Annotated in this window: 16 protein-coding genes; 4 read left to right on the top strand and 12 right to left on the bottom strand. The window is 71.1% G+C overall.

Features of this window, described 5'->3' with window-relative positions; translation table 11 throughout:
* Positions 1-5 precede the first annotated feature (5 nt).
* The 3 genes from WMF28_RS12815 to WMF28_RS12805 form a co-directional block, all read right to left on the bottom strand.
* Entirely contained in the window at positions 6-362 is a 357-nt protein-coding gene (locus WMF28_RS12815; protein ID WP_437602474.1) for a hypothetical protein, read from the bottom strand.
* A gap of 471 nt (positions 363-833) precedes the next feature.
* The gene (locus WMF28_RS12810; RefSeq protein ID WP_437602473.1) at positions 834-992 is read right to left on the bottom strand and encodes a hypothetical protein; all 159 of its coding nucleotides are present in this window, start codon (positions 990-992) and stop codon (positions 834-836) included.
* Complete coding sequence (locus tag WMF28_RS12805) at positions 989-1,534, bottom strand: hypothetical protein (RefSeq protein ID WP_437602472.1); 546 nt, start codon at positions 1,532-1,534, stop codon at positions 989-991. The genes WMF28_RS12810 and WMF28_RS12805 overlap by 4 nt, the downstream gene beginning before the upstream one ends.
* A gap of 646 nt (positions 1,535-2,180) precedes the next feature.
* Between WMF28_RS12805 and WMF28_RS12800 the strand changes: the two genes are divergently transcribed.
* Entirely contained in the window at positions 2,181-2,807 is a 627-nt protein-coding gene (locus WMF28_RS12800) for a JAB domain-containing protein (protein ID WP_437602471.1), read from the top strand.
* 44 nt (positions 2,808-2,851) lie between these two features.
* Here WMF28_RS12800 and WMF28_RS12795 read toward each other — a convergent pair whose 3' ends face one another.
* Entirely contained in the window at positions 2,852-3,079 is a 228-nt protein-coding gene (locus tag WMF28_RS12795) for a hypothetical protein (RefSeq protein WP_437602470.1), read from the bottom strand.
* Positions 3,080-3,927: 848 nt separating this feature from the next.
* Here WMF28_RS12795 and WMF28_RS12790 point away from each other — a divergent pair.
* Positions 3,928-4,704, top strand: a complete 777-nt coding sequence (locus tag WMF28_RS12790; protein ID WP_437602469.1) for a methyltransferase domain-containing protein — start codon at positions 3,928-3,930, stop codon at positions 4,702-4,704.
* A gap of 54 nt (positions 4,705-4,758) precedes the next feature.
* Here the strand turns inward: WMF28_RS12790 and WMF28_RS12785 are convergent, their stop codons facing one another.
* A complete protein-coding gene (locus WMF28_RS12785; RefSeq protein ID WP_437602468.1) occupies positions 4,759-5,481 on the bottom strand; it encodes an SAM-dependent methyltransferase in 723 nt (240 codons plus the stop codon).
* A 309-nt stretch (positions 5,482-5,790) separates the two neighbouring features.
* Here WMF28_RS12785 and WMF28_RS12780 point away from each other — a divergent pair, with 309 nt between their 5' ends.
* Positions 5,791-7,089 (top strand): cation:proton antiporter, encoded by a 1,299-nt coding sequence (locus WMF28_RS12780; RefSeq protein WP_437602467.1) that lies wholly within the window; start codon positions 5,791-5,793, stop codon positions 7,087-7,089.
* 63 nt (positions 7,090-7,152) lie between these two features.
* Here WMF28_RS12780 and WMF28_RS12775 read toward each other — a convergent pair whose 3' ends face one another.
* The 6 genes from WMF28_RS12775 to ptsP form a co-directional block, all read right to left on the bottom strand.
* Entirely contained in the window at positions 7,153-8,340 is a 1,188-nt protein-coding gene (locus tag WMF28_RS12775) for a hypothetical protein (RefSeq protein WP_437602466.1), read from the bottom strand.
* Positions 8,337-10,988: a family 20 glycosylhydrolase gene (locus tag WMF28_RS12770; protein WP_437602465.1), complete on the bottom strand. Its 2,652-nt coding sequence runs from the start codon at positions 10,986-10,988 to the stop codon at positions 8,337-8,339. The genes WMF28_RS12775 and WMF28_RS12770 overlap by 4 nt, the downstream gene beginning before the upstream one ends.
* A 107-nt stretch (positions 10,989-11,095) precedes the next feature.
* Complete coding sequence (locus WMF28_RS12765) at positions 11,096-12,106, bottom strand: SIS domain-containing protein (RefSeq protein WP_437604252.1); 1,011 nt, start codon at positions 12,104-12,106, stop codon at positions 11,096-11,098.
* Between the two features lie 16 nt (positions 12,107-12,122).
* On the bottom strand, positions 12,123-13,223 hold the full coding sequence (nagA, locus tag WMF28_RS12760) for an N-acetylglucosamine-6-phosphate deacetylase (protein ID WP_437602464.1): 1,101 nt from the start codon (positions 13,221-13,223) through the stop codon (positions 12,123-12,125).
* Positions 13,220-14,941, bottom strand: coding sequence for an N-acetylglucosamine-specific PTS transporter subunit IIBC (gene nagE / locus WMF28_RS12755; RefSeq protein WP_437602463.1), 1,722 nt, complete (start codon positions 14,939-14,941; stop codon positions 13,220-13,222). Before nagE ends, nagA begins: the two co-directional genes overlap by 4 nt.
* 83 nt (positions 14,942-15,024) lie before the next feature.
* Positions 15,025-17,604 (bottom strand): phosphoenolpyruvate--protein phosphotransferase, encoded by a 2,580-nt coding sequence (ptsP, locus tag WMF28_RS12750; protein ID WP_437602462.1) that lies wholly within the window; start codon positions 17,602-17,604, stop codon positions 15,025-15,027.
* A 432-nt stretch (positions 17,605-18,036) separates the two neighbouring features.
* Here ptsP and WMF28_RS12745 point away from each other — a divergent pair, with 432 nt between their 5' ends.
* Positions 18,037-19,626 carry a glycosyl hydrolase family 18 protein gene (locus WMF28_RS12745; protein WP_437602461.1) on the top strand — a complete coding sequence of 530 codons (1,590 nt, stop codon included), beginning with the start codon at positions 18,037-18,039 and terminating at the stop codon, positions 19,624-19,626.
* A 74-nt stretch (positions 19,627-19,700) separates the two neighbouring features.
* Here the strand turns inward: WMF28_RS12745 and WMF28_RS12740 are convergent, their stop codons facing one another.
* The gene (locus tag WMF28_RS12740) at positions 19,701-20,624 is read right to left on the bottom strand and encodes a DMT family transporter (RefSeq protein ID WP_437602460.1); all 924 of its coding nucleotides are present in this window, start codon (positions 20,622-20,624) and stop codon (positions 19,701-19,703) included.
* Between the last annotated feature and the right edge of the window lie 7 nt (positions 20,625-20,631).

Below are 20,631 nucleotides of genomic sequence, written 5' to 3'. Positions count from 1 at the left end.
CGACGTCACTGACCTCCCTGCCCGGCCGGTAATGTGTCACTTTCTTTCAACGCCCCCACGCACCGTTCCGCCAGAGTATGGATCTCTTGAGCTGCTTGACGCGCTTCGTCGCTGTCGAAGCCCGGTCCAATCAGCCGATTGATCCGCTTGACCAGCTCGAGATTGCCAGCCGAGAAGTCGGCCGTTCCGACGCCGATCTTGCCCGCCGCGTGCAGTTCGATGAGTCGCTCATACGCCCTTTGGAACGACGCGAGCCTCTCAAGGACGGCCTGGCGGTTTGCAACCACATAGGCCCACGCGGCAACGACATCGAGCGTGTGCGCCCCGTTGTAAAAATCAACCAGCAACTCCTCAATATCCATCACATTTTCCCTCAACACTATCCCGCTTTGGATATCTCACCCAGCTCACAGCAACATGGCCAACACACACCAGCTCTAATCATCGCCGGAGCAGGAACACACCTTCGGAAACGGCAGCCCGAACGGATAATAACAATCATCACCACTTGGACAATGGTATCCGCACATAAATCCAATAGTCAAATCGTTACACGAGAACAACTTTCCAATTCCACCATCAACTTTTTTTGGATGCACGGCGAGCGCAACGCATCCGATTCCTTTCGCCAAGCAGCGCTCTGAACATGTGGCGCCGTGGTCCCGCTTGGTGCAGAACACCTTCAGACCAGCTTCATACGGAGCGTCAGGCTGCGACGGAGCGTCAGGCTGCGACGAGGCGCCAGGCTGAGGCGGAGCGTCTTGCTGTGACGGAGCATCAGCGTCGGGACGACCGGTCTCCGTGCCCTGGCACTCGGTTGGCTCCTCGGCGCCTCACGGTTCCGGAGGCACGCCTCCGAAGTCTCCGGAACCCGTCGTCAGATTGATGATGCCGCCTGCACCGCCCGTTCCCTCACCGCGGACCCAGCATTCGCCCACGTCGAAGTTGCATGCCGCGAGGCTGACAGCCAAAATGGCGATCAATTTTCTCATTTTGCATCTCCCCCGAATCTCCAAACAGGCCCAACGGAAACCATCGCCATCAGGTTGCCGCGAAGAACACGACTGCTTCCGCCAACCCAGTCCAGGTTGGCGCTCACAGACGCTCCCAAAGGCTCGGAGAAGTACCAGTCCACTTGCGCGTGACCGCCCGGAGCAATCCCCGCTACTTGGCTACAAATCACGATGCCACACACCGGCATCAAATAGATCGACAAGGACGGCCCCAGGCCGAATTTGCCTTTCTTCCAGGCGTATACGAGGGTGACTGCCGTTCGATCGTGGGCTCCCACCCGTTCTCCGGGAAGGATGCTGAACATGTTGTGAACTTCGAGCAGGAAGTCGCTATGCCGGCGCCAGAGTAATCCACCGAAAGGACTCACCGCAAGCCTGGCATCGGCACCGATCTGGATCCCGCCCACGCTCACGCCACCGCTAAACTCGAGAGCCCTTGCCGGCGCCGGAACAACGACCAGCGCACAGGCACAGCCGCACAGCATGAGCGCGCGCGCCTTCACCTTCAGCCGGTGCCTCATGTCCTCTCCCCGAATCCCGATGCTTCTCCTACCGGACGGCGACGTCAACAGTAATCCAGGACACACTACGTCCCTGCTGTTCCTGCGCGGGCGTGCCAAGTGCCGCGGGTCGTGTCGCTGGATCGGAGCGCCTGCCAGCAACCACGGCGCCGTCTCCGGCCACAGGCTGACCGAGTACCACTGCCCGGGCCTAGCGAGGCCGCCTGCCGGCGCTTACGGCATCGACGATGATCCGGTGCCGGGGATCCACGTCCTCGCTGCCTAACGCCTCGATCTAGCGGGCACGGGCAGACGGATCGCCATGCCGCTCGACGGCTCCGGTGCCGTCGGCCCGTCTCGGACGGCGTGCTGCGGACGACCGCGACAAGGCGCACCGGCGTCACGAGGCGCCCGCGCTCGCTCCTGACCGCCTCGCGGCCCTCGCCGCGCCGTCTCCCGAGGATCGCCTCGTCGCGCGCGGTCTTCTCCGTGCCTTCCACCGTCTCCGTCCTGCGCTTCGCGAGACCCTGTCGCTCGCCGCCACCGGCCTCTCGACACACGAGATCGCCGCCTCCCTCGCGCTCCCGCGCCCCACGGCGGCCACCCGCCTCCGCCTCGCGCGCCGCCTCTTCGCCCGCTCGCTCACCCGCTTTCGGAGGTGGCCCCGATGAGCAGCGCCCCTGTCGACGCCCCCGCCGAGACGGCGGCCGAGATCCCGACCGCGACCGAGACGGCCCTCATCGAGATGGTGCTGGGCATCCCCGGCGTGGCGCCGCGCATCCTCGGCGCGGCCGCCCTCCCGTCGCTCGGTCGCCTCTCTCCGGCGGCCCTCGCCGAGCGCACCCAGATCGCGCTCCTCGACGCGACCCGGCTCGCTGCCGCCTTCGAGCTCGGCCGCCGCACCCACGCCGCGCGCGCTCGCCGGGGCGCGCTCCTCGACGACGCCGCCCGCGTGGCGCGACACGTCGGCCCGAAGCTCGCCTCCCTCGTCCACGAGGAGCTCTGGATCGCGGCGCTCGACAGCCACGGCCGCGCGCGCGAGACACGCATGCTCGCCCGCGGCGGCGCCGACGGCCTCTACGTGGGCTGCGCGGCCATCCTGCGCACGGCCCTGGACATGGCAGCCCAGAGCTTCGTCCTCGTCCACAACCACCCGAGCGGCGACCCGGCGCCGACCGAGGTGGATCATGCGATGACCCAGGAGCTGCGCGACCTCTCGCACGCGCTGAACGTCCCGCTCCAGGCCCACGTCATCGTCACGCCCAGCGGGCGCTTCTCCGCCGTCCACGAGTAGCCCATCGCGGGCCGCCCGGAGCTCCGGCCCATGGGGGGCGTGGATCAGATGCGCAAGCTGCGCCGCACGTGGGGACCGAGCGCGTGCTCTTCGTCGGGCGTCAGTCGTCGTAGCTGCATGCGCTCCTCGAACACAAGGACGAGGCCGCAGACGCAGACGCAGTAGTTGCCGGGCTCGGCGTCGATCAGTCGGATGCGACCGGCGCGGGAGAACACCCGGCCGCTTGGAGCTACCCTGCAGGAGGGGCAGATGGCTTGGATTCGACCGATCATCGGTGGCACCTGCGGATGACCATAGCCGGCTCGCCGACAGTGTCGAGGTGGTACCGCGGCCATCTCGCGCAGGATGCCCCGCTTCCGCTGCCCCGCATGCATTACCTTGAGCGAGCTCAATTTGCCTCGCGGGTCGGCGTTTGGGACACGAGCCGCTCGCGATGCGGTCGCCGCGCGGGCATGCGTGCTGCGGGTCCTTGCCGGCCGGGGCGTTCCGCCTCGCCCTCGTCAAGCCCGAGGGGAGCGCGGCGAGCCGCCGTGGAGCTTGGCCTGCTCGCCCGCCAGAAACGAAGGAAGCGAGCGATGGCGGCGCTGCGTCAGCCGGCCATCGCTCGCTCGATTCGCCCGCTTCCCGGACAGCACGGCCGCCGCTGCGCGGCGTGCGCTCAGAACAGGTCGTACGAAGCCCCGTCTCCACGTGTCGTTCATCGCTCGTCGCTTCGCGCCCATCGCGTACCGTGGTGCGCTTGCAGCGGCGTCTTCGAAGCGGTGGCAGAGCAAGCCACGTGCCGGAGGTGCGCAGAGCACGTGTTGCGCTCGAAGCGCCGTTCTGCGGGGGGAACAGCCCCGGGGAAGCGGGGATGAGGTGGAACGCGAGGGGGGTCACGCGCTGGAATGCGCGCGTATCACGTGGGATGACACGGTGACACCGCCCGCCATGCGCCGGTCGCTGGCGCTCCGGTGCGGCTCCCGAGGGCGCTGGGGGGGCGTCCAGCTGCTTCAGCCGGACGTGGCCGAGCCGCACATAGAGACCGCCACCGGAGGATCGTGCTACACAAGGGAACAGGCACAGGCGTTCCCAGGTCGAGCCTCTGGGCAACCCCCAGCCCGCCGCCGAACCCACCCTGATGGTCAAATTCAATCTCCTCCCCGCCGATGCGACGAGAACGCGCGTTCTGACCGACGACGAGGTCGCCCAGCTCCGGGAGGACCTTCGCCACGGCCCCGTGGACGACGGCACGTTCGACGCGCTCTACGCCGCGCCGATCCGCGAGAAGTCCAGGCGATACTGGACCACCGCGGAGGTTGCCCGCCAGGCGGCCTCGCTGTTCGCGCGCTACAACGCCCGACGGGTGCTCGACATCGGCTCCGGGCCCGGCAAGTTCTGCCTCGTCGCCGCGTGCGCCCGGCCGGACCTCGACTTCACGGGTGTCGAGCAGCGGGCTCACCTCGTCGAGGCCGCTCGGGCGGCTGCGGAGCGCCTCGGCCTCGACAACGTCCGGTTCTTCCGGGCCGACGCGACCGACCCCGCCTGGTTCGGGTTCGACGGCTTCTATCTCTATAACCCGTTCGCCGAGAACCTCTATTCGGCCGACGATCACCTCGACGATACCGTGGAGCTCTCCCGGCACCGCTTCATGAACGAAGTCGGGCGAGTGACTCGCTGTCTCGCCAACGTGGCGATGGGCACGTGCGTCGTGACCTACAACGGCTTTGGCGGACCGATCCCCTCGGCGTTCGAGCTGATGCACGCCGAGCCGGCGGGCTGCGACTGGCTCCGCCTCTGGGTGAAGCAGCACGAGACGGCGGATCCCGGGGGGTACTACCTGGAGGAGGACGACGGCGTGACGCTGGTCCGTGGTGAGCTGTCGGAGCTCAAGGAGAGGATCGCCGAGCTGCTGTGAGGGCGGTTCCGCCCGTGAGGCGCACGGAGCCGCGGCCCCCCGCGTGCCGCCACGTCACGCGCCGAGCGTGGAGGGCTCGTGGCGCGTCACCCAGACCTTGAAGTGCAGCTCGCCGAAGATCAAACGAGGCGCCACGAGGCCTGCCTGGACGAGGAGCGCGAAGACCTCGGCCTCCGAGGCCGGGACCCGCAACGACGCCATGGCCTTTCGTCGTTGCTCCGCCACCTCGGGCGGCAACGCGACCGCGGAGGACCGCCGCTCCTCGACGGCCATCAGCAGCGGATCGCTCCCAGCCCGACAGCCGATCACGAAGGGCGCCCCCGGCTTCAGCCGCCCGGCGACCTCCCGCAAGAGCTCCAGGCGAGCCTCATCCCCCGGGAGGTGGTGCAGGACGCCGATCATCTGGGCGCCGTCGAACAAGGGCCCGCGCGCGAGATCGCGCAGCTCGCAGGCATGCAGGCTCGTCCTCTCCAGGAGGCCTTCCGCCGCGAGCCGCTCTCTCGCCACGGCGAGCATGTCCGCCGAGGGATCGACGCCGGTGAAACGAACGCCGGCCCCCGCGTAGCGCGCGAACGGCGTCACCTCGCTCCCGGTCCCGATGCCGACCATCAGCAGCGACGCGGCCTCCTTGTCGGGGAGCGCCGCGACGATCACCTCGGCGACGATCTGGTGCATGGCGCCATAGGCCGCCCACATGCGGTGCACGTGGTCGTCGTAGCTCGATGCTCGCGCCCGATCGAATGTCACTGCGTGCTCTCCGTGCTCGTCCGTCTTCATCACGTCTCCTTCGCTGACGGCCGCACGGACCGCCTGCAGCGAAGGAGTACCGCCCTCCGTGCAGCCCCGGCAGGGCGAGGCTTTCGATCCGGTCGGCGGGGCTTTCGATTTCGATCCGGCCGGCGGGGCCCTCTGTCGCGATCCCCCCGAGATTTCAGGCCCCTGGCGCAGGTCCCGCGGTCGAGCCTTGACATTTTTAATCGACTTGGATTTCCTTCCGCTTCAAGGGTACTTTGACGTCCAACCTTTTACCCGGACAGCGCCGCGCCTCGTTCGAACCGACGCGCGTCGATCTGTAGATCTGGGAGCATGGATCTATTCCAAGTCTCAGCAGCGCTCCTCTCGCTCGCCGCGGTCTTCAGCTTCGTGAACCATCGGTTCCTGAAATTGCCGACCACGATCGGGTTGATGCTGATCGCGATGACGGCGTCCCTCGTCATGGTGGCCGTCGGCGAGCTGTTTCCGGCGGTGGAGGCCAAGGCGAGAGAGCACCTCTCGGGCATCGACTTCAACAAGACGTTGATGCAGGGGATGCTCGGCTTCCTGCTGTTCGCCGCCGCGCTGCACGTCAACCTGGCGGATCTGAAGAAGCAGCGGCTCATCATCGGCATCCTGGCCACGGGGGGCGTGCTCCTGTCCACCGTGCTCGTGGGCGGCATGACCTACGCCCTCATGACGCTGATGGGCGTGGAGGTCCGGCCGATTTACTGCCTGCTCTTCGGCGCGCTGATCTCCCCCACCGATCCCATCGCGGTGCTCGGGGTCCTCAAGCACGTGGGGGCGCCGAAGGAGCTCGAGATGAAGATCGCCGGGGAGTCGCTCTTCAACGACGGCGTGGCGGTGGTGGCGTTCATCGGGCTCCTGGAGATCGCGTCGGGGACGTCGGGCATCGATCCACAGAGGCTCTCGCTGCTGTTCCTCCAGGAGGCGATCGGCGGCGTGCTGTACGGCCTCGCGCTCGGCTTCGCGGCGCTCGCCATGTTGCGGAAGGTCGACGACTACAAGGTCGAGGTCCTGATCTCGCTGGCGACCGCGGCGGGCGGCTACGCCCTGGCGTACGCGCTCCATGTCTCCGGCCCCATCGCCATGGTGGTGGCCGGGCTCTTCATCGGGAACGAGGCGCGCGCCGGCGCCATGAGCGAGAAGACCCGCGAGCACCTGGACGACTTCTGGGAGCTGATGGACGAGATCCTGAACGCGGTGCTGTTCGTCTTGATCGGCCTCGAGCTCCTGATCGTCGCCTTCGACACCCAGTCGCTGATCGCGGGGCTCCTCGCGTTCCCGGTCGTGTTGATCGCGCGGTTCATCGCGGTCGCGCTGCCCGTGAGCTTCATGAAGAGGCGCAGGCTCTTCACCCCGGGGGCGATCCGCATCCTCACCTGGGGCGGTCTGCGCGGCGGCGTCTCGGTGGCCCTCGCGCTCTCCATCCCCGGAAAGCTCGCGGACGGCACGCTCGTGCCGGAGCGCGAGATGGTGCTGACCATCACCTATGTCGTGGTCGTCGTCTCCATCGTGCTGCAGGGCCTGACCATCGGCCCACTGCTGCGCCGGACGATCTCCGCCGCCGCCGCTCAGGCGGAGGAGCGGCTCCCCGCGAAAGCCTCCTGAACGACCTGGAGGCGGCGCAACCTCCATCCGGGCACGCAACGAGCTCGGACGACAGACACAGCGCTACCGCGGCGCGCGCACCACACGACCGCCGTCGGCCTCGTCGACCGCGTAGACACAGGCGCCCTGCACCGCCACGGCCGCGGGGCGCATCAGGCCCTCGGCGAGCACCTCGGGATAGCCGGGGCAGCCCGCGGCCGGGCAGCGCATCACCGTGCCCGCGCCGCGGTCCGCCCAGTACGCGTCCGCGCCGTCGATCACGAGCGCCGTGGGCTCGCGCAGCGGCCGCGTCGGCTCGGTCTGCGGCGCGAGCGGCTCCGCGGCGCACGGTTCCGCGAGGTCGCAACGGGAGACGCCGGCCGCCGACCCGTCCGGGTGGGCCCAGGTCCAGAGCACGTCGGTGTCGCCGAGCGCGATCTGGTCCGGGAAATCCAGCAACACCGCGATCTGCGCCGCGAGGGCGCCCGGCGGAGCGCCCTTGTCGAGGCGGAGCACCCGGCCGAAGGCGGCGCCCGTGCCGCGCTGGACCCACACGACGTCGCCTGCGTCGCCCGGGGCGACCGCCACGCCGCGCGGGTGGGACTGGCTCGGCGCGAGCACCTCCGGGGTCGCGCCGCAGCCCTCGGCGACGGGGCAGCGCAGCAGCTCGCCGGCGGTGCCGCTCGGCTCGTCGCGCGTCCAGTACACGTGCCGCCCGTCCGTCGCCAGGCCGCGCACGGCCTCGGCCTCGCCCGGCGCGAAGGCGAGGAGCGACGTCGCGCCCGCCGCGCAACCGTCGGCCGGGCACCGCCAGAGCCCGTCGGCGGCGACCCAGACGACGAGCCCGCCGGCGACCGCGAGCAGGCCCGGCGACGGCGTGAACGACACGAGGTCCTCCACCGCGCCCGTCGCGGGATCGAGGCGGCGGACACGATCGCCCGCGCGGCTCGTCCACACAACGTGCGGCCCGGCCGCGGCGATGGCGGCAGGACCGCCGGCCTCCTCGGCCGCGGCGACCACGCACGGGGCATCGCAGCCCGCCGGTGCGCAGCGACCCGGGTCGCCGGAGCCGGCGCCGCCCGTGGCCCCGCCGGCGCCGTCCGGGGCCCCGCCGGCGCCGCCCGTGGCCCCGCCGGCGCCGCCCGGAGCCCCGCCGGCGCCGTCCGGGGCCCCGCCGGTCAGGCCGTCGAGATCGATGTAACAGCCGGGCAGCAGCGCGAGGAGCGCCAGCGCGGCCCCCCGCTGCGCTGCGGTCGTCGAGCCGCCCCTCACCTCACCGCCCGCCCGCGACCCGACGCGTCCGGATCGAGGACCGAAGCGCGGCTGCCGCGACCGCGCGTGTCGAACGTCCTGAGCTTGACGACGCCGCTCACCGCCACCGGTCCGTCATAGAGGGTCGAGGTGGCGTCGGGCTCGGCGCCGTCGGTCGTGTAGCGGATCTGGAGCCCCGGGAAAGCGACGTTCGCCACGAGCTGGCCGCCCTCGATGCGCGCGCCCGGCAGCGGGAGCCGGTAGTCCACGCCGCCGCCCAGGTGGTCGAGCCGCGGCAGCTCGCGCTGCCCCAGGCTGTTGGCGAAGCGATTCCACGCCTCGGCGAGCAGGCGCGCGCGCGCCGCCCCGTCGTCCTCCGCCGCCCACGCCGGGTCCGGCGCCCAGGCCCGCTCCGCGAGGCCGAGCAGCTTCGGGAAGATCAGGTACTCCATCGCTCGCTGGCCCTTGGCGTTCTCGCCCCAGAGCTGCCCCTGGATGCCGAGGATGTTGGCCCGGCCGGCGTCGGTCAGCCTGACGCGGTCCCGGGACATCGCCGCCAGATCGATCGGATTGCCCATGCGATCCGCGTGGGCGCTCCTGTAGACGTCGAACGGCACGAACTCGTAGGGCTTCCGCGTGTCCACGAACCCGGCCCAGTAATACCCCGGCTCCGAAGGATCCTTGTCGTAGGCGAGGTCGAAATACAGGTTTGTGGCGTTGGAGAGGACCACCGGATAGCCCGCGTTGGCGAGCTTGTAGCCGTTGTCCTCGTCCCCCCAGCCCCGGACGTTGTTCCACACGTACGGCCTGAAACGGCGGCTCAGGAACTCGGGGTTGGCCTCCTTGTCGACGCCGCCCTCCGCCTGCACCTTGCTCAAGGCGATCTCCTCCCAGCCGCCGGTCACGAGGTCGTGGGACGAGAGGATCGCGCTGACCTTGCGGAGGAAATGGCTCGCCAGGTCGTCCACGGAATCGACGCCTTCCTCCTGCGCCTCGGCGAGGAGCGCGCGGCACGAGGGGGACTGCTCCCAGACCCCCTCCGGCACCTCGTCGCCGCCCGTGTGGAAGGTGGTGAGCGGCGCGCCGGCCTCGGCGTACATGGCGACGATGTCGTCCACGACCACCTTCAGGAACCTGTAGGTCGACTCCCGGCAGGGATTCATCACGTTATCGTGCCACATCTGCACGGACATGTACCGGGACGCGTCCTCCAGATCGCCTAGCAGGAACTCCTCGGCCTTCGCGAGGTCGCCGGCGGCCGCGAGCCTCGCATGACGCGACTCCATCGCCTTGACCGCCGCGCGGGCGTGGCCCGGCATGTCGATCGCGGGGATCACCTCGATGTGGCGCGCCCTGGCATGACGCAGGATCTCCACGAACTCGGCGCGGGTGTAATGGCCGCTGCCGCTCGACGCCGGAGAGTCCGGGTCCGGACCCGAGCCGAACGAGGGGACGAGCTGGTCGCGGTCGTCCAGGGTATGGCCGCGCCGGGCGCCGGCCTCGGTGAGCTCGGGCAGGCCGCGCACCTCGAGGCGGAAGCCCTCGTCGTCGGTCAGGTGGAAATGAAACTTGTTCAGCTTGTAGAAGGCCATGACGTCGAGCAGCTTCAGCACGGCCTCCTTGCGCTGGAAGTTGCGCGCGACGTCGAGGTGCATGCCGCGGTACGCGAAGCGCGGGGCGTCCTCCACCGTCACCGCGCCGATCGCGAGCTCCGGCTGGGCGGCCCGGTAGGCCTCCACGGGCGCGAGGGCGCGCAGGCTCTGGATCCCATAGAAGACCCCGGCCGCGTCGCTGCCCACGATCTCGACGCCCTCCCCGGTGACCGTGAGGCGATACGCCTCGTCGCCCGCCTGCTTCGGCTGGCCGCCGACGTCGAGCGCGCCTGTCGTCAACACGATCGCCGTCGTCCCCGCGGGCGGCGCGCCCTCGCGGACCTCCGGCGCGCCGCCGAGGAGGACCCCGAGCGCCTCTGCCAGAAAGGCCGCTTCGCCCTGGAGCCCCGCGGCATGAACGACGGGCACGGCAGACGTCAACACGAGCTCTCCGGCGCCCGCCTCGAGGAGCACCGGCGAGGGCACGACCCTGTCGACATCGCCCGCGGGGAGCAAGCGGACCGCCTGGTTCTCGTCATGGCGAGACGCCGCCGTCGGCACGGGCGTGATGTCGCCCGGGAAACGGTCCGTCTGCTTCTCCTCCAGGAACGGCTTGACGGTCTCGGAGCCCACCGCCTCCGGCGCAGAGGCCACGCCCTCGGCGTCCGTGAATACGAAGTAATAGCCCGCGGGGGCGTCCGTCTCCTTGATGGCCCAGTACGATCCATCGAAGGGAATGACGACGCTCTGCCCCGGCTCCACCGGCTGGAACGCCTCGGTCGGCTCCATCTTGAAGAAGTCGCCGTTGATATGGGTGACCTTCACCCCCGCCGGCAGGCTCTCGGGGAGGATCGTGCGGGCGAAGTTGAAATAGAGCGTCCAGCCGCCGTTCCCGAGCGGGACCGTCCCATGGTTGGTGATCGTCAGCTCCGAGCCGAAGCTCACCGCGGGGTTCTTTGTGTTGTCCAGAACTCCCCAGCTCACGGCGAGCTCGGCGCCCGACGGGCGCTGCTGCGCCGCGCCGCCGTCCCCTCCTGCGCCGCCGCCGCCACCCTCATTGCCCGTGCTGGTGCTCATCGTGGTGCTCCCGGTGGACGAGGGCGTCCCGTCGCCGGCGCACCCTGCCACGAACAGGGCGGCGGTGAGCAGCCCAAATCGGAAACAGGCCTCCTCATGACGCACTCCTACAGCGTTTTCGTGACCTTCTTGAGCCGCCTCGGCGCATCGGGATCCAGCCCTCTGGCCTCGGCCAACGCAGCGGCGGCCAGATAGAACGCCTGGATCTGACAGAGCGGGTCGAGCAGCTCGTGGGGAGACGCGGGCACGACGAGATCCACCCCCGGCAGCCCGGCCGGACCGACGAGGATCACCTTCGCGCCCTGCCCCCGGAACTCCGCCGCCATGCTGGCGAGGCCGACCTGCGCCGGGCCCCGCGGGGCGAAGATCAGGAGCGGGAACCGCTCGTCGATGAGGGCCATCGGCCCGTGCTGCACCTCGGCGACAGTGAACGCCTCGGCGTGGACGCCGCACGTCTCCTTGAACTTGAGGGCCGCCTCCAGCGCGATGGAGAAGCCCGGGCCCCGCCCGAGCACGAGCAGGCGCTCCTCGCCGGCCAGCGCGCCCACGAGCGGGCTCACGTCGCTCTCGCTCGCGGCAGACAGGGTGTCCGGCAGCGCCTTCAGCGCGTCGAGCAGGGCGGCGTCCTCTCTCCAGCTCCCCACCACCCTGGCCATGGCGCTCAGGCTGGCGATGAAGCTCTTCGTTGCGGCGACGCTGCGCTCGGGACCGGCGCGCAGGGGGATCGTCGACCCGGCCGCCTGGGCGAGCGGCGAGCCGAGCTGGTTCACGAGGGCCGCCGTCACCGCGCCCGCGGCGCCGCACGCCGAGAGCGTGGTCACCACGTCCGGGCTCTGCCCCGATTGCGACACAGCGACCGCCAGGCTGCCCGAGAGCCGCAGCGGCGCGCGGTAGAGGGTCACCACCGACGGAGGCAGGCTCGCGACCGGACAGCCGAGCTGCGTCATCACGAGGTAAGCGAGGTAGGCCGCGGCGTGATCCGAGCTGCCGCGGGCGATCGTGACCACGGACGGCGGAGGCGCCGCCCGCAGGCGGGCGCCCAGGTCGCGGTAGGCAGGCTCGTCCTGCGTGAGCTGCTGCGCCACGATCTGCGCGGCGGAGCGGGCCTCCTCGGCCATGATCGAGCTCGTTCGATTACTCAAGGGGCTCCCCTTCCACGAGGATCTGCCGCAGGGCGAGGTCCTCCTCCAGGACCAGCAGATCGGCGAAGCAGCCGGGCGCGACGCGCCCTCGATCCTCGAGGCCGAGGTGCTCGGCCGGAAACTGGCTGCAGCGACGCGACGCCTCCGGCACGGAGAGCCCGAGGCCGACAAGGTTCTTGAAGGCCTGGTGCATGGTCAGGCAGCTCCCTGCCAGGGTCCCGTCGGGGAGCCGCACGCTGTTCTGGCACTTCGCGACGGCGTGCGCGCCGAGCCGGTACGGCCCGTCCGGCATCCCCGAGGCCGCGGTGCCGTCGGTCACGGCGTAGAGCCGGGGGACGCAGCGCAGGGCGGCCCGGATGGCGCCCGGATGAACGTGGACGAGATCCGGGATCAGCTCGGCGAAGTCGCCGTGGGCCAGGGCCGCCCCGACCGCGCCGGGCTCGCGGTGGTGCAGCCCGTTCATCGCGTTGAAGAGGTGGGTGAAGCCGCTCGCCCCCGCCTCGAGGGCCGCCACGACCTCGTCGTAGCTGGACAGCGTGTGCCCGATCTGGACCCGCACCCCGAGGGCGGACAGGTCGCGGATGAGCGCCAGGTGGCCCGCGAGCTCCGGCGCGAGCGTGAGCACGCGGATCGGCGCCACGGCGTGGAGCGCGAGCGCGACGCCGAGGTCGCCGCCCAGCACGCACGGAGGCTGCGCGCCCAGCCGACCCGGGTTGAGGAACGGGCCCTCGAGGTGGACGCCGAGGACGCGCGCCTCGCCGCGGCGGCGCGCGTTCATGGCGGCCCGGATCGCGCGCAGGGCGGAGACGATGTCCGGAAGGGGCGCCGTCATCGTGGTGGCGAGCAGGCTGGTGGTCCCGGTCGTGGCGTGCGCGCGGGCCATCACCCGGGCCGCGTCCCCGCCCTCCATGACGTCCCGGCCGCCGCCGCCGTGCACGTGCAGATCGATGAAGCCGGGCAGGATCCGCGGCCCCCGGGCGGGCTCGGGGACCGGCGCGCCCTCGATCTCCCGGACCCGCGCGTCGAAGCAGACGCGCCCGCGGAGCCAGCCGTCCGGCGTGAGGACGTTGCCTTCGAGCTCCACGCCCGTCACCCCTCGAGCTTCCGCGCGAGCGCGGCGGCGTATTGCGGCGCTTCCGGGCCGACCAGCAGGTGGACAACCTGGTCCGGGAGGCGCATCACGCCCATCACGTCCGCGGCCTCCAGCGCCGCGTCGTCGACCGTGTCCACGTCGGCGAGCTCGACGCGCACGCGCCCGCTCGAGAACCCCTCCACGGACCGGACGTTGGCGGCGCCGCCGAGCGCGGCGAGCCAGCGCTCGATTTGCATTGCTGGCTGCGCCGCGGGCGCGCCGGGCGGCATTGCCGGCTGCGCCGCGGGCGCGCCGGGCTGCGGCGCCGCGGCCGGCGCGCCGTCCCTGAGCTCCCGCATCTCCCGGGCGATCGACTCGGCCATGGGGCCGAGGATCACCTGCAGGCTGTCGGTCCCCGGGCGCACCACGCCCTTGGCGCCGAGCGCCTTCAGGTCCGCGTCCTTCACGCGATCGCGGTCGACCATGACCAGCCGCAGGCGGGTGATGCACGCGTCGATCTCGCGGAGGTTGCCGTGGCCGCCAAGCGCCCGCAGGAGCTGCCCGGCGAGCCCGCCTGCGCCGGCCTCGGCCCCCTCCCCCGGCACGCCCTCGGACGGGACCGCGGAGGGCCCCGCCGCGGCCTCGCGGCCCGGCGTGGCCAGGTTGAACCGCTCGATGAAGACGACGAAGAGGCCGTAATAGACGACCGCGTAGGCGAGGCCGACAGGCACGATCATCCAGCCCTGGGTCGAGAGGCCGTAGTTCAGCGCGTAGTCGATGAACCCGGCGGAGAAGCTGAAGCCGTGCCGCACGCCGAGCACGTCGAGCAGCGCCAGCGAGAGGCCGGTCAGCACGGCGTGGACCGCGTACAGCGCCGGCGCGAGGAACATGAACGCGAACTCGATGGGCTCGGTGATGCCGGTCAAGAAGGCGGTCAGCGCGGCCGAGAACATCACGCCGAAGGTGGCCTTGCGGTTCTCGGGGCGGGCGGTGCGGTAGATCGCCAGGCACGCCGCCGGCAGGCCGAACATCATCACCGGGTAGAAGCCGGCCATGAACACGCCCGCCGAGGGATCGCCGGCGAAGTAGCGGTTCAGATCGCCGGTCGCCGCCCCCTTGGCGCCCGGGAACGAGCCGACGACGAACCACGCGAGGTTGTTGAGGATGTGATGCAGCCCGGTCGGGATGAGCAGGCGGTTCAGGACGCCGAAGCCGAAGGCGCCGATCGGCCCCGAGGCTACGACCCAGCCGCCCAGCGCGTCGATGCCGGCCTGGATGGGCGGCCAGACGAAGCCGAGGACGAGCGCGAGGGCGAGGCTCGCGCCGCCGGTGACGATGGGCACGAAGCGGCTGCCGCCGAAGAAGCCCAGGAACGAGGGCAGCTTCGTGTCGCGGAAGCGGTTGTACATCGCCCCCGCGAGGACGCCGGCGAGGATGCCGGCGAGGACGCCCATCTTGACCTTCTCGTCGATGCTCTTCACCCCGTTCGTGATCACCAGGTAGGCGATCATCCCGGAGAGCCCGGCCACGCCGTTCATGTCGCGCGCGAGGCCGACCGCGATGCCCACGGCGAAGATCAGCGCCAGGTTGTCGAAGATGGCGCCGCCGGCCTGGGCGACGAACGCGATGTCCAGCACGTCGGGCTGCCCCAGCCGGAGCAGCAAGCCCGCGACCGGCAGCACCGCGATGGGCAACATCAGCGCCTTGCCGACGCGCTGCAGCTCGTTGAATCCTCTCATCCGAAGCTCCTTCTCCGTTGGGCGGGGCGGTTTTCGCGTCGCGCTGGCGGCCGGCCCCCGGCCTGCATGCTGCGCGGGTGAGATCATCCGGATCGCGCGCCGGGCGAGAGCAGCGCCCGCACCTCGGCCGCGGTCCCCAGATCGAGCGCAGCCCTGGCGATCTCGCGGCACCTCGCGGCGTCGAGCTCGCGGATCCTCGCCTTCACCTCCGGGATCGCCTGGACGCTGACGCTCAGCTCGGTCACGCCGAGGCCGATCAGCACGGCCACGGCCTCGGGATCGCTCGCCACCGCGCCGCAGATCGCCACGCGGCGCTCGCGCTTCTTGGCGGCCTGCACGGTCGCGTCGATGAGCCGGAGCACCGCCGGGTGCAGCGCGTCCTGCCGGCCGGCGAGCCGCGGGTGCGTGCGGTCCATGGCCAGCGTGTACTGGGTGAGATCGTTCGTGCCGATCGAGAAGAAATCGACCTCCGCCGCGAACCGGTCGGCCTGGACCGCGACCGACGGCACCTCGACCATGATCCCGAGCTCCACCGGCGGCGATCCGGCGCGCCGGCGCTCCTCCTCGAGCACCTGCCTCGCCTCCTCGAGCTCCTCGAGGCCCGCGACCATGGGCAAGAGGACGCGGTGCCCGGCCGGGGCCCGGGCCGCCAGGATGGCGCGGAGCTGGCTGCGCAGGATCGTCGGGTGGAGCGCGCCGATGCGCAGGCCGCGGATGCCGAGGAGCGGGTTGTCCTCCGCGGGCAAGGGCATGTAGGAGAGCGGCTTGTCGCCGCCGACGTCGAGCGTGCGGATGACGAGGGGCCGCTCGCCCAGCGCGTCGGCGATCTCCTGGTACGCGGCGGTCTGCTCCGCCTCGGTCGGCGCGCTGTCGCGATCGAAGAACATCAGCTCGGTGCGCAGGAGGCCCACGCCCTCGGCCCCGAGCCGGACGGCCTTGCGGGCGTCGTCGGCGCTCGCGATGTTGGCCAGCACCGCGACGTGGACCCCGTCGCGGGTCACCGCGCGCTCCCCCGCGGCCGCCTCCTGCCGCTCGCGCAGCGCCTGGCGCGCGCCGAGCCGGCCGCGGTAGGCGTCGAGCTCGGCCGCGCCCGGGTGGAGCAGCAGCACCGCCTCGTCGGTGTCGAGCACGGCCGCCGCCCCCGCCTCGACGGAGAGCAGCGACGGCGAAACGCCGACGAGGTACGGCACGCCGAGCGAGCGCGCCAGGATCGCCGCGTGCGAGGTGGTGCCGCCGAGCACGCTGACCAGGCCGGCGATCCGCTGATCCGCGAGCCGCACCACCTCGGAGGGCGTCAGGCTCTCCGCGACGACGATGCTGCCGGCCGGCACGGCCTGGGCCTCGTCGACGCCGACGAGGTGCCGCAGCGCGCGGCCGCCCACGTCCCGCAGATCGTTGGCGCGCGCGGCGAGCAGCGGGTTCGAGAGGCGAGCGAGCTCCCGGTACGACGACATCACCGCCTCGCGCCACGCGAACGCCGCGGACTTGCCCTCCACGATGGCGACCTCTGTGCGGGTGATCATCTCCGGATCGTCGAGCATCGCGAGGTGCGCGCTGAAGATCTGGGCCTGCTCGACGCGCTTGCCCGACGCGGCGACGAGCTGCTTCAGCTCCAGCCGGGTGTGCAGCAGCGCCTTCTGCAGGCGCGCGAGCTCCGCCTCCGTGTCGGTCGCGTGCTCGTCGACCGAGGCGGCGAGCGGGTCGATCGCGCAGATCGGGCCGATGGCGAGCCCCGGCGAGGCGCTCACGCCGTGGAGGTGCCGCGCGTCGTCGCTCGGGCGCGGCGCGGCGGCGGGGGCGGCGCGCCCGGGATCGGCCGGGGGCGATGGATGACGCGCGGCGGAGAGATCCTCGCCCAGCCCGCTCCGGACGAGCTCGACGAGCCGGGCCACCGCCCGCGCCGCCTCGCTGCCGCTCGCGACGATGCGCAGCTCGGCGCCCGGGCCGGCGCCGAGCTTCATCAGCGCGCCGACGCTCTTCGCGTTGGCGTTGCGGCCGGCGAGCTCCACGCCGATGTCGGCGGCGAACGACTTGGCCTCGGTGGCGAGCACCGCGGCCGGACGCACGTGCAGCCCGTGCGGGTTGGGCACCACGACGAGGGCGGACGTGATCCCGACCGTGGCCCGCGGCGGCGGCCTGGACGCGCTCGTCTCTCCCGCGCTCGACGCGCGTGGCGCTTCCCCGCCGGTCCGCCGCCTGGGGCTCACCGTCATGAGGCGGCTCGCGCCGGCCCTGGCCACGCCGCTCGCGCGCTCGACGATGGCGCTCGTCTCGCCGCTCAGGACGATGACCTGCGTGAGCAGGCTGGGCGCCTTGCGGAGGAGGAGATCGGCGTCGAACTCGAGGAGCGCCTGGCCGGCGGAGACCCTGTCTCCCTGGCTCACCCGTGCCGTGAAGCCCTCGCCTTTCAGGCCGACGGTGTCGATGCCGACGTGGATCATGATCTCGACCCCGCCCGCGGCGCTCAGGGTGATGGCGTGCCGCGCCGCGTGGAGCAGGGTCACCGTCGCGTCGCACGGGGCGAGCAGCGTCTGGGAGGTCGGATCGATCGAGATGCCGTCGCCGACGATCTTGTCGGCGAAGACCGCGTCGGGGACCGACTCGATGGGCACGATGGGACCGGACAGCGGGGCGAGGAGCGTCAGCGGTTCGCTGGTGTGCATTTCGACCGCGATGCTACCCGGATGTGGCTCGACAGGTTCCTGGCCGAGGGGCTCGATGGTTCCATCCACGGATCCCGACAAAAGCAAGCGTCATGCCCTGCTCCGGGGCCGCTTGCTGCGGGAGGGAGGAAGCGAAGAAGAGCGCTGCGCCGGGCGATCGCCGGGCGATCTCCCGGGGATCGCCGGGAGGCCCCGGGGGGCGATCCGGGAGCTCTCCCGCGATCGGGAGGATCGCCCGGCGATCTCCCGGATCACCCCCCGTGCGCGCCGGGATCGCCGGGCGCGATCGCGGCGTGTGTCCTCCTCGGGGAGCGCAAAACGCGCTGAGGCGGCTCATTGGCATCGATCATCGAGGTCATCGCCGCGTGCGGTACGCCGGTTGCTGATGAGGTTTGCGACGACCGGAAACCGGCACACTCAAGGAGATCTGCCATGAAGCTTTATCCTCTCACGACCCTGCCGCTCTTTGCCGTGATGGCTCTGGCCGCGTGCGGCGGCCTCGATGGCGACGACGTGGGGCGCATCGGCCCGGATGGAGCAGAGATCGAGGAGACGGAGCAAGCCGCCCTCGCCGCTGCCTGGGCGCCGTACACCGCGTATGCCGTGAACTCCGAGGTGACCTACGGCGGCGTCACGTACAGTTGCATTCAGGGGCACACCTCTCTTCCGGGCTGGGAGCCGCCGATCGTCCCGGCGCTGTGGCGGGTGGTCAGCGGCAGCGGCACAAGCACCACCAGCGCCAGCACGAGCGGTGCAGGCGGCAGCGGCGGCTCCGGCGGCAGCGGCGGAGCCGGCGGCTCGGGCGGCAGCGGCGGCTCGGGCGGCAACGGCGGCTCCGGCGGCTCCGGCGGCGAGGGAGGCAGCGGCGGCGCGGGCGGCGACAAGAAGGTGATTGGCTACTTCGCGGAGTGGGGCATCTACGGCCGCAACTACCACGTCAAGAACATCGACACGAGCGGTTCGGCCGCCAAGCTCACGCACATCAACTACGCCTTCGGCAACGTGGTGGGCAACCGGTGTGCGCTCGGCGACACCTACGCCGATTACGACAAGGCCTACAGCGCCGCCGACAGCGTCGACGGCGTCGCCGACACCTGGGACACCGGCGCGCTCCGCGGCAGCTTCAACCAGCTCCGCAAGCTGAAGCGCAAGCACCCGCACCTCAAGGTGATGATCTCGCTCGGCGGCTGGACCTGGTCCGCCGGCTTCTCCGACGCCGCGCTGCCCGCGAACCGCGCCTCGTTCGTCTCTTCGTGTGTCGATCTCTTCATCAAGGATCCCCGCTGGGCCGGCGTGTTCGACGGCATCGACGTCGACTGGGAGTACCCGGCCGCGTGCGGCAGCACCTGCAACCAGCGCCCCGAGGACACCCAGAACTTCACGGCGCTGCTCGCCGAGTTCCGCAGCCAGCTCAACGCGGTGAGGCCCGGGCTGCAGCTCACCATCGCGGCGCCCGCCGGACTCGACAAGATCGAGAAGATCCAGGTCGGGGCGATCCACCGGCACCTCGATTTCATCAACCTGATGACGTACGACATGCACGGGGCGTGGGAGCGCACGACGAACTTCCACGCGCCGCTCTACAACTCCGGCTCGAACCCCGCGAAGGCGCTGAAGTACAGCACCGACGAGGCGGTCTCGGCCTGGCTGAACGGCGGGACGCCGGCGAGCAAGCTGGTCGTCGGGGTGCCCTTCTACGGCCGCGGCTGGACCGGGGTCACGAGCGCCGGCCAGGGGGTGTGGCAGTCGGCCGCCGGCGCCGCGCCGGGCACGTACGAGGCGGGCATCGAGGACTACAAGATCCTGAAGGCCAAGGGGCACCCCGGCTACACCCACCCGGACACGAAGGCGTTCTACACCTTCAATGGCACCGAGTTCTGGAGCTACGACAACCCGGCGTCGCTCGGGGTCAAGATGCGCTACATCAAGGACAAGGGGCTGGGCGGCGCGATGTTCTGGGAGCTGAGCGGCGACACGACGAACGGCGAGCTCATCGCGGCGGTGAAGAGCGGCCTGCGGTGACGCCCTGAGGGACCGAGGGGCGAGCTGGCTAGCCCAGCGTCCGCAAAGCTCGCCCCTCCGCGAGGCACAGGCATTCAGGTCGCCGCCGGCTTGTGGGTGGCGAAGAAGAGGCCCGGCAACACAAGCGCCGCGCCGAGCCAGTGGTGGAGGGCAAACGCCTCGCCGAGGAGCATCCAGGCCATCACGGCGGTATAGACCGGCGACATGTAGAGCAGCAGGCCGGTGCGGCTCGGGCCGAGGTGCTGGGTGATGTAGCCGTAGGTGGCGTAGGCGCCGACGCCTGGCACCAGGACCAGGGTCAGCACGGCGGCGACGGTGCGCAGGTCGAAATCCGGCGGACCGCGGGTGGCCAGCTCCCAGCCGAGCAGCGGCAGCAGAACGATCACCCCGGCCAGCGCGATCGCGGTGAGGCGCGCGCTGACCCCCAGCGGATCGGGCCAGCGCTTCAGCAGCACGGTGTACAGCGCCCAGGAGATCGCGGCGACGAGGATGACAAGGTCGCCGGTGCTGAAGCTGAGCGCCAGCAGCGCCGCCGGGTCGCCGCGCAGCACGATGACCAGCACGCCGGTGAGCGCCAGCCCGGCGCCCAGGCCCTGGCGCCGGCTGAGGCGGTCGCCGAACATGGCCCGCGACAGCAGGAGGATGATCACCGGCGACGCGGCGTAAATCAGGCCGATATTTGTGGCCGTGGTGCTGGCGGCGCCGTGATAGACGCCAGCGCCGCAGATGCCCATGCCGAGCAGGCCGAGCAGGGCATACCGGGCCCAGTCGCGGCGCAGCGAGGCGCGGCCGCGCCAGAGCTCGCGGCCGCAGAAGGGCAGCAGCACCAGCACGACGCCCAGCCAGCGCAGCTCCGCCAGCGCCACCGGCGGAATGAAATCCGCCGTGGCGCGCGCCAGCACCATGTTGGCCGTGAACAGCGCCGGGGTGACGAACAGCAGGACCTGGGCGATGCGCTGGTCGCGTGACTCGGCCAGGCCGAGCGGGGTGGAAGCCATCGGCGGC

It is taken from the genome of Sorangium sp. So ce590 (assembly GCF_051521365.1).
GTDB lineage: Bacteria > Myxococcota_A > Polyangia > Polyangiales > Polyangiaceae > Sorangium.
Note: the sequence above shows the minus strand (reverse complement) of the source record. Positions and strands in the feature narration are given on the sequence as shown.

What these genes read in the sequence shown, in the direction of transcription:
- WMF28_RS12780 (WP_437602467.1), top strand. Translation starts at nt 5,791, where the DNA reads ATGGATCTATTCCAAGTCTCAGCAGCGCTCCTCTCGCTCGCCGCGGTC.
- WMF28_RS12740 (WP_437602460.1), bottom strand. Translation starts at nt 20,624, where the DNA reads ATGGCTTCCACCCCGCTCGGCCTGGCCGAGTCACGCGACCAGCGCATC.
- WMF28_RS12815 (WP_437602474.1), bottom strand. Translation starts at nt 362, where the DNA reads ATGGATATTGAGGAGTTGCTGGTTGATTTTTACAACGGGGCGCACACG.
- WMF28_RS12800 (WP_437602471.1), top strand. Translation starts at nt 2,181, where the DNA reads ATGAGCAGCGCCCCTGTCGACGCCCCCGCCGAGACGGCGGCCGAGATC.
- WMF28_RS12810 (WP_437602473.1), bottom strand. Translation starts at nt 992, where the DNA reads ATGAGAAAATTGATCGCCATTTTGGCTGTCAGCCTCGCGGCATGCAAC.
- nagE (WP_437602463.1), bottom strand. Translation starts at nt 14,941, where the DNA reads ATGAGAGGATTCAACGAGCTGCAGCGCGTCGGCAAGGCGCTGATGTTG.
- WMF28_RS12790 (WP_437602469.1), top strand. Translation starts at nt 3,928, where the DNA reads ATGGTCAAATTCAATCTCCTCCCCGCCGATGCGACGAGAACGCGCGTT.
- WMF28_RS12745 (WP_437602461.1), top strand. Translation starts at nt 18,037, where the DNA reads ATGAAGCTTTATCCTCTCACGACCCTGCCGCTCTTTGCCGTGATGGCT.
- WMF28_RS12765 (WP_437604252.1), bottom strand. Translation starts at nt 12,106, where the DNA reads ATGGCCGAGGAGGCCCGCTCCGCCGCGCAGATCGTGGCGCAGCAGCTC.
- ptsP (WP_437602462.1), bottom strand. Translation starts at nt 17,604, where the DNA reads ATGCACACCAGCGAACCGCTGACGCTCCTCGCCCCGCTGTCCGGTCCC.
- WMF28_RS12770 (WP_437602465.1), bottom strand. Translation starts at nt 10,988, where the DNA reads ATGAGCACCAGCACGGGCAATGAGGGTGGCGGCGGCGGCGCAGGAGGG.
- WMF28_RS12785 (WP_437602468.1), bottom strand. Translation starts at nt 5,481, where the DNA reads ATGAAGACGGACGAGCACGGAGAGCACGCAGTGACATTCGATCGGGCG.
- WMF28_RS12795 (WP_437602470.1), bottom strand. Translation starts at nt 3,079, where the DNA reads ATGATCGGTCGAATCCAAGCCATCTGCCCCTCCTGCAGGGTAGCTCCA.
- WMF28_RS12805 (WP_437602472.1), bottom strand. Translation starts at nt 1,534, where the DNA reads ATGAGGCACCGGCTGAAGGTGAAGGCGCGCGCGCTCATGCTGTGCGGC.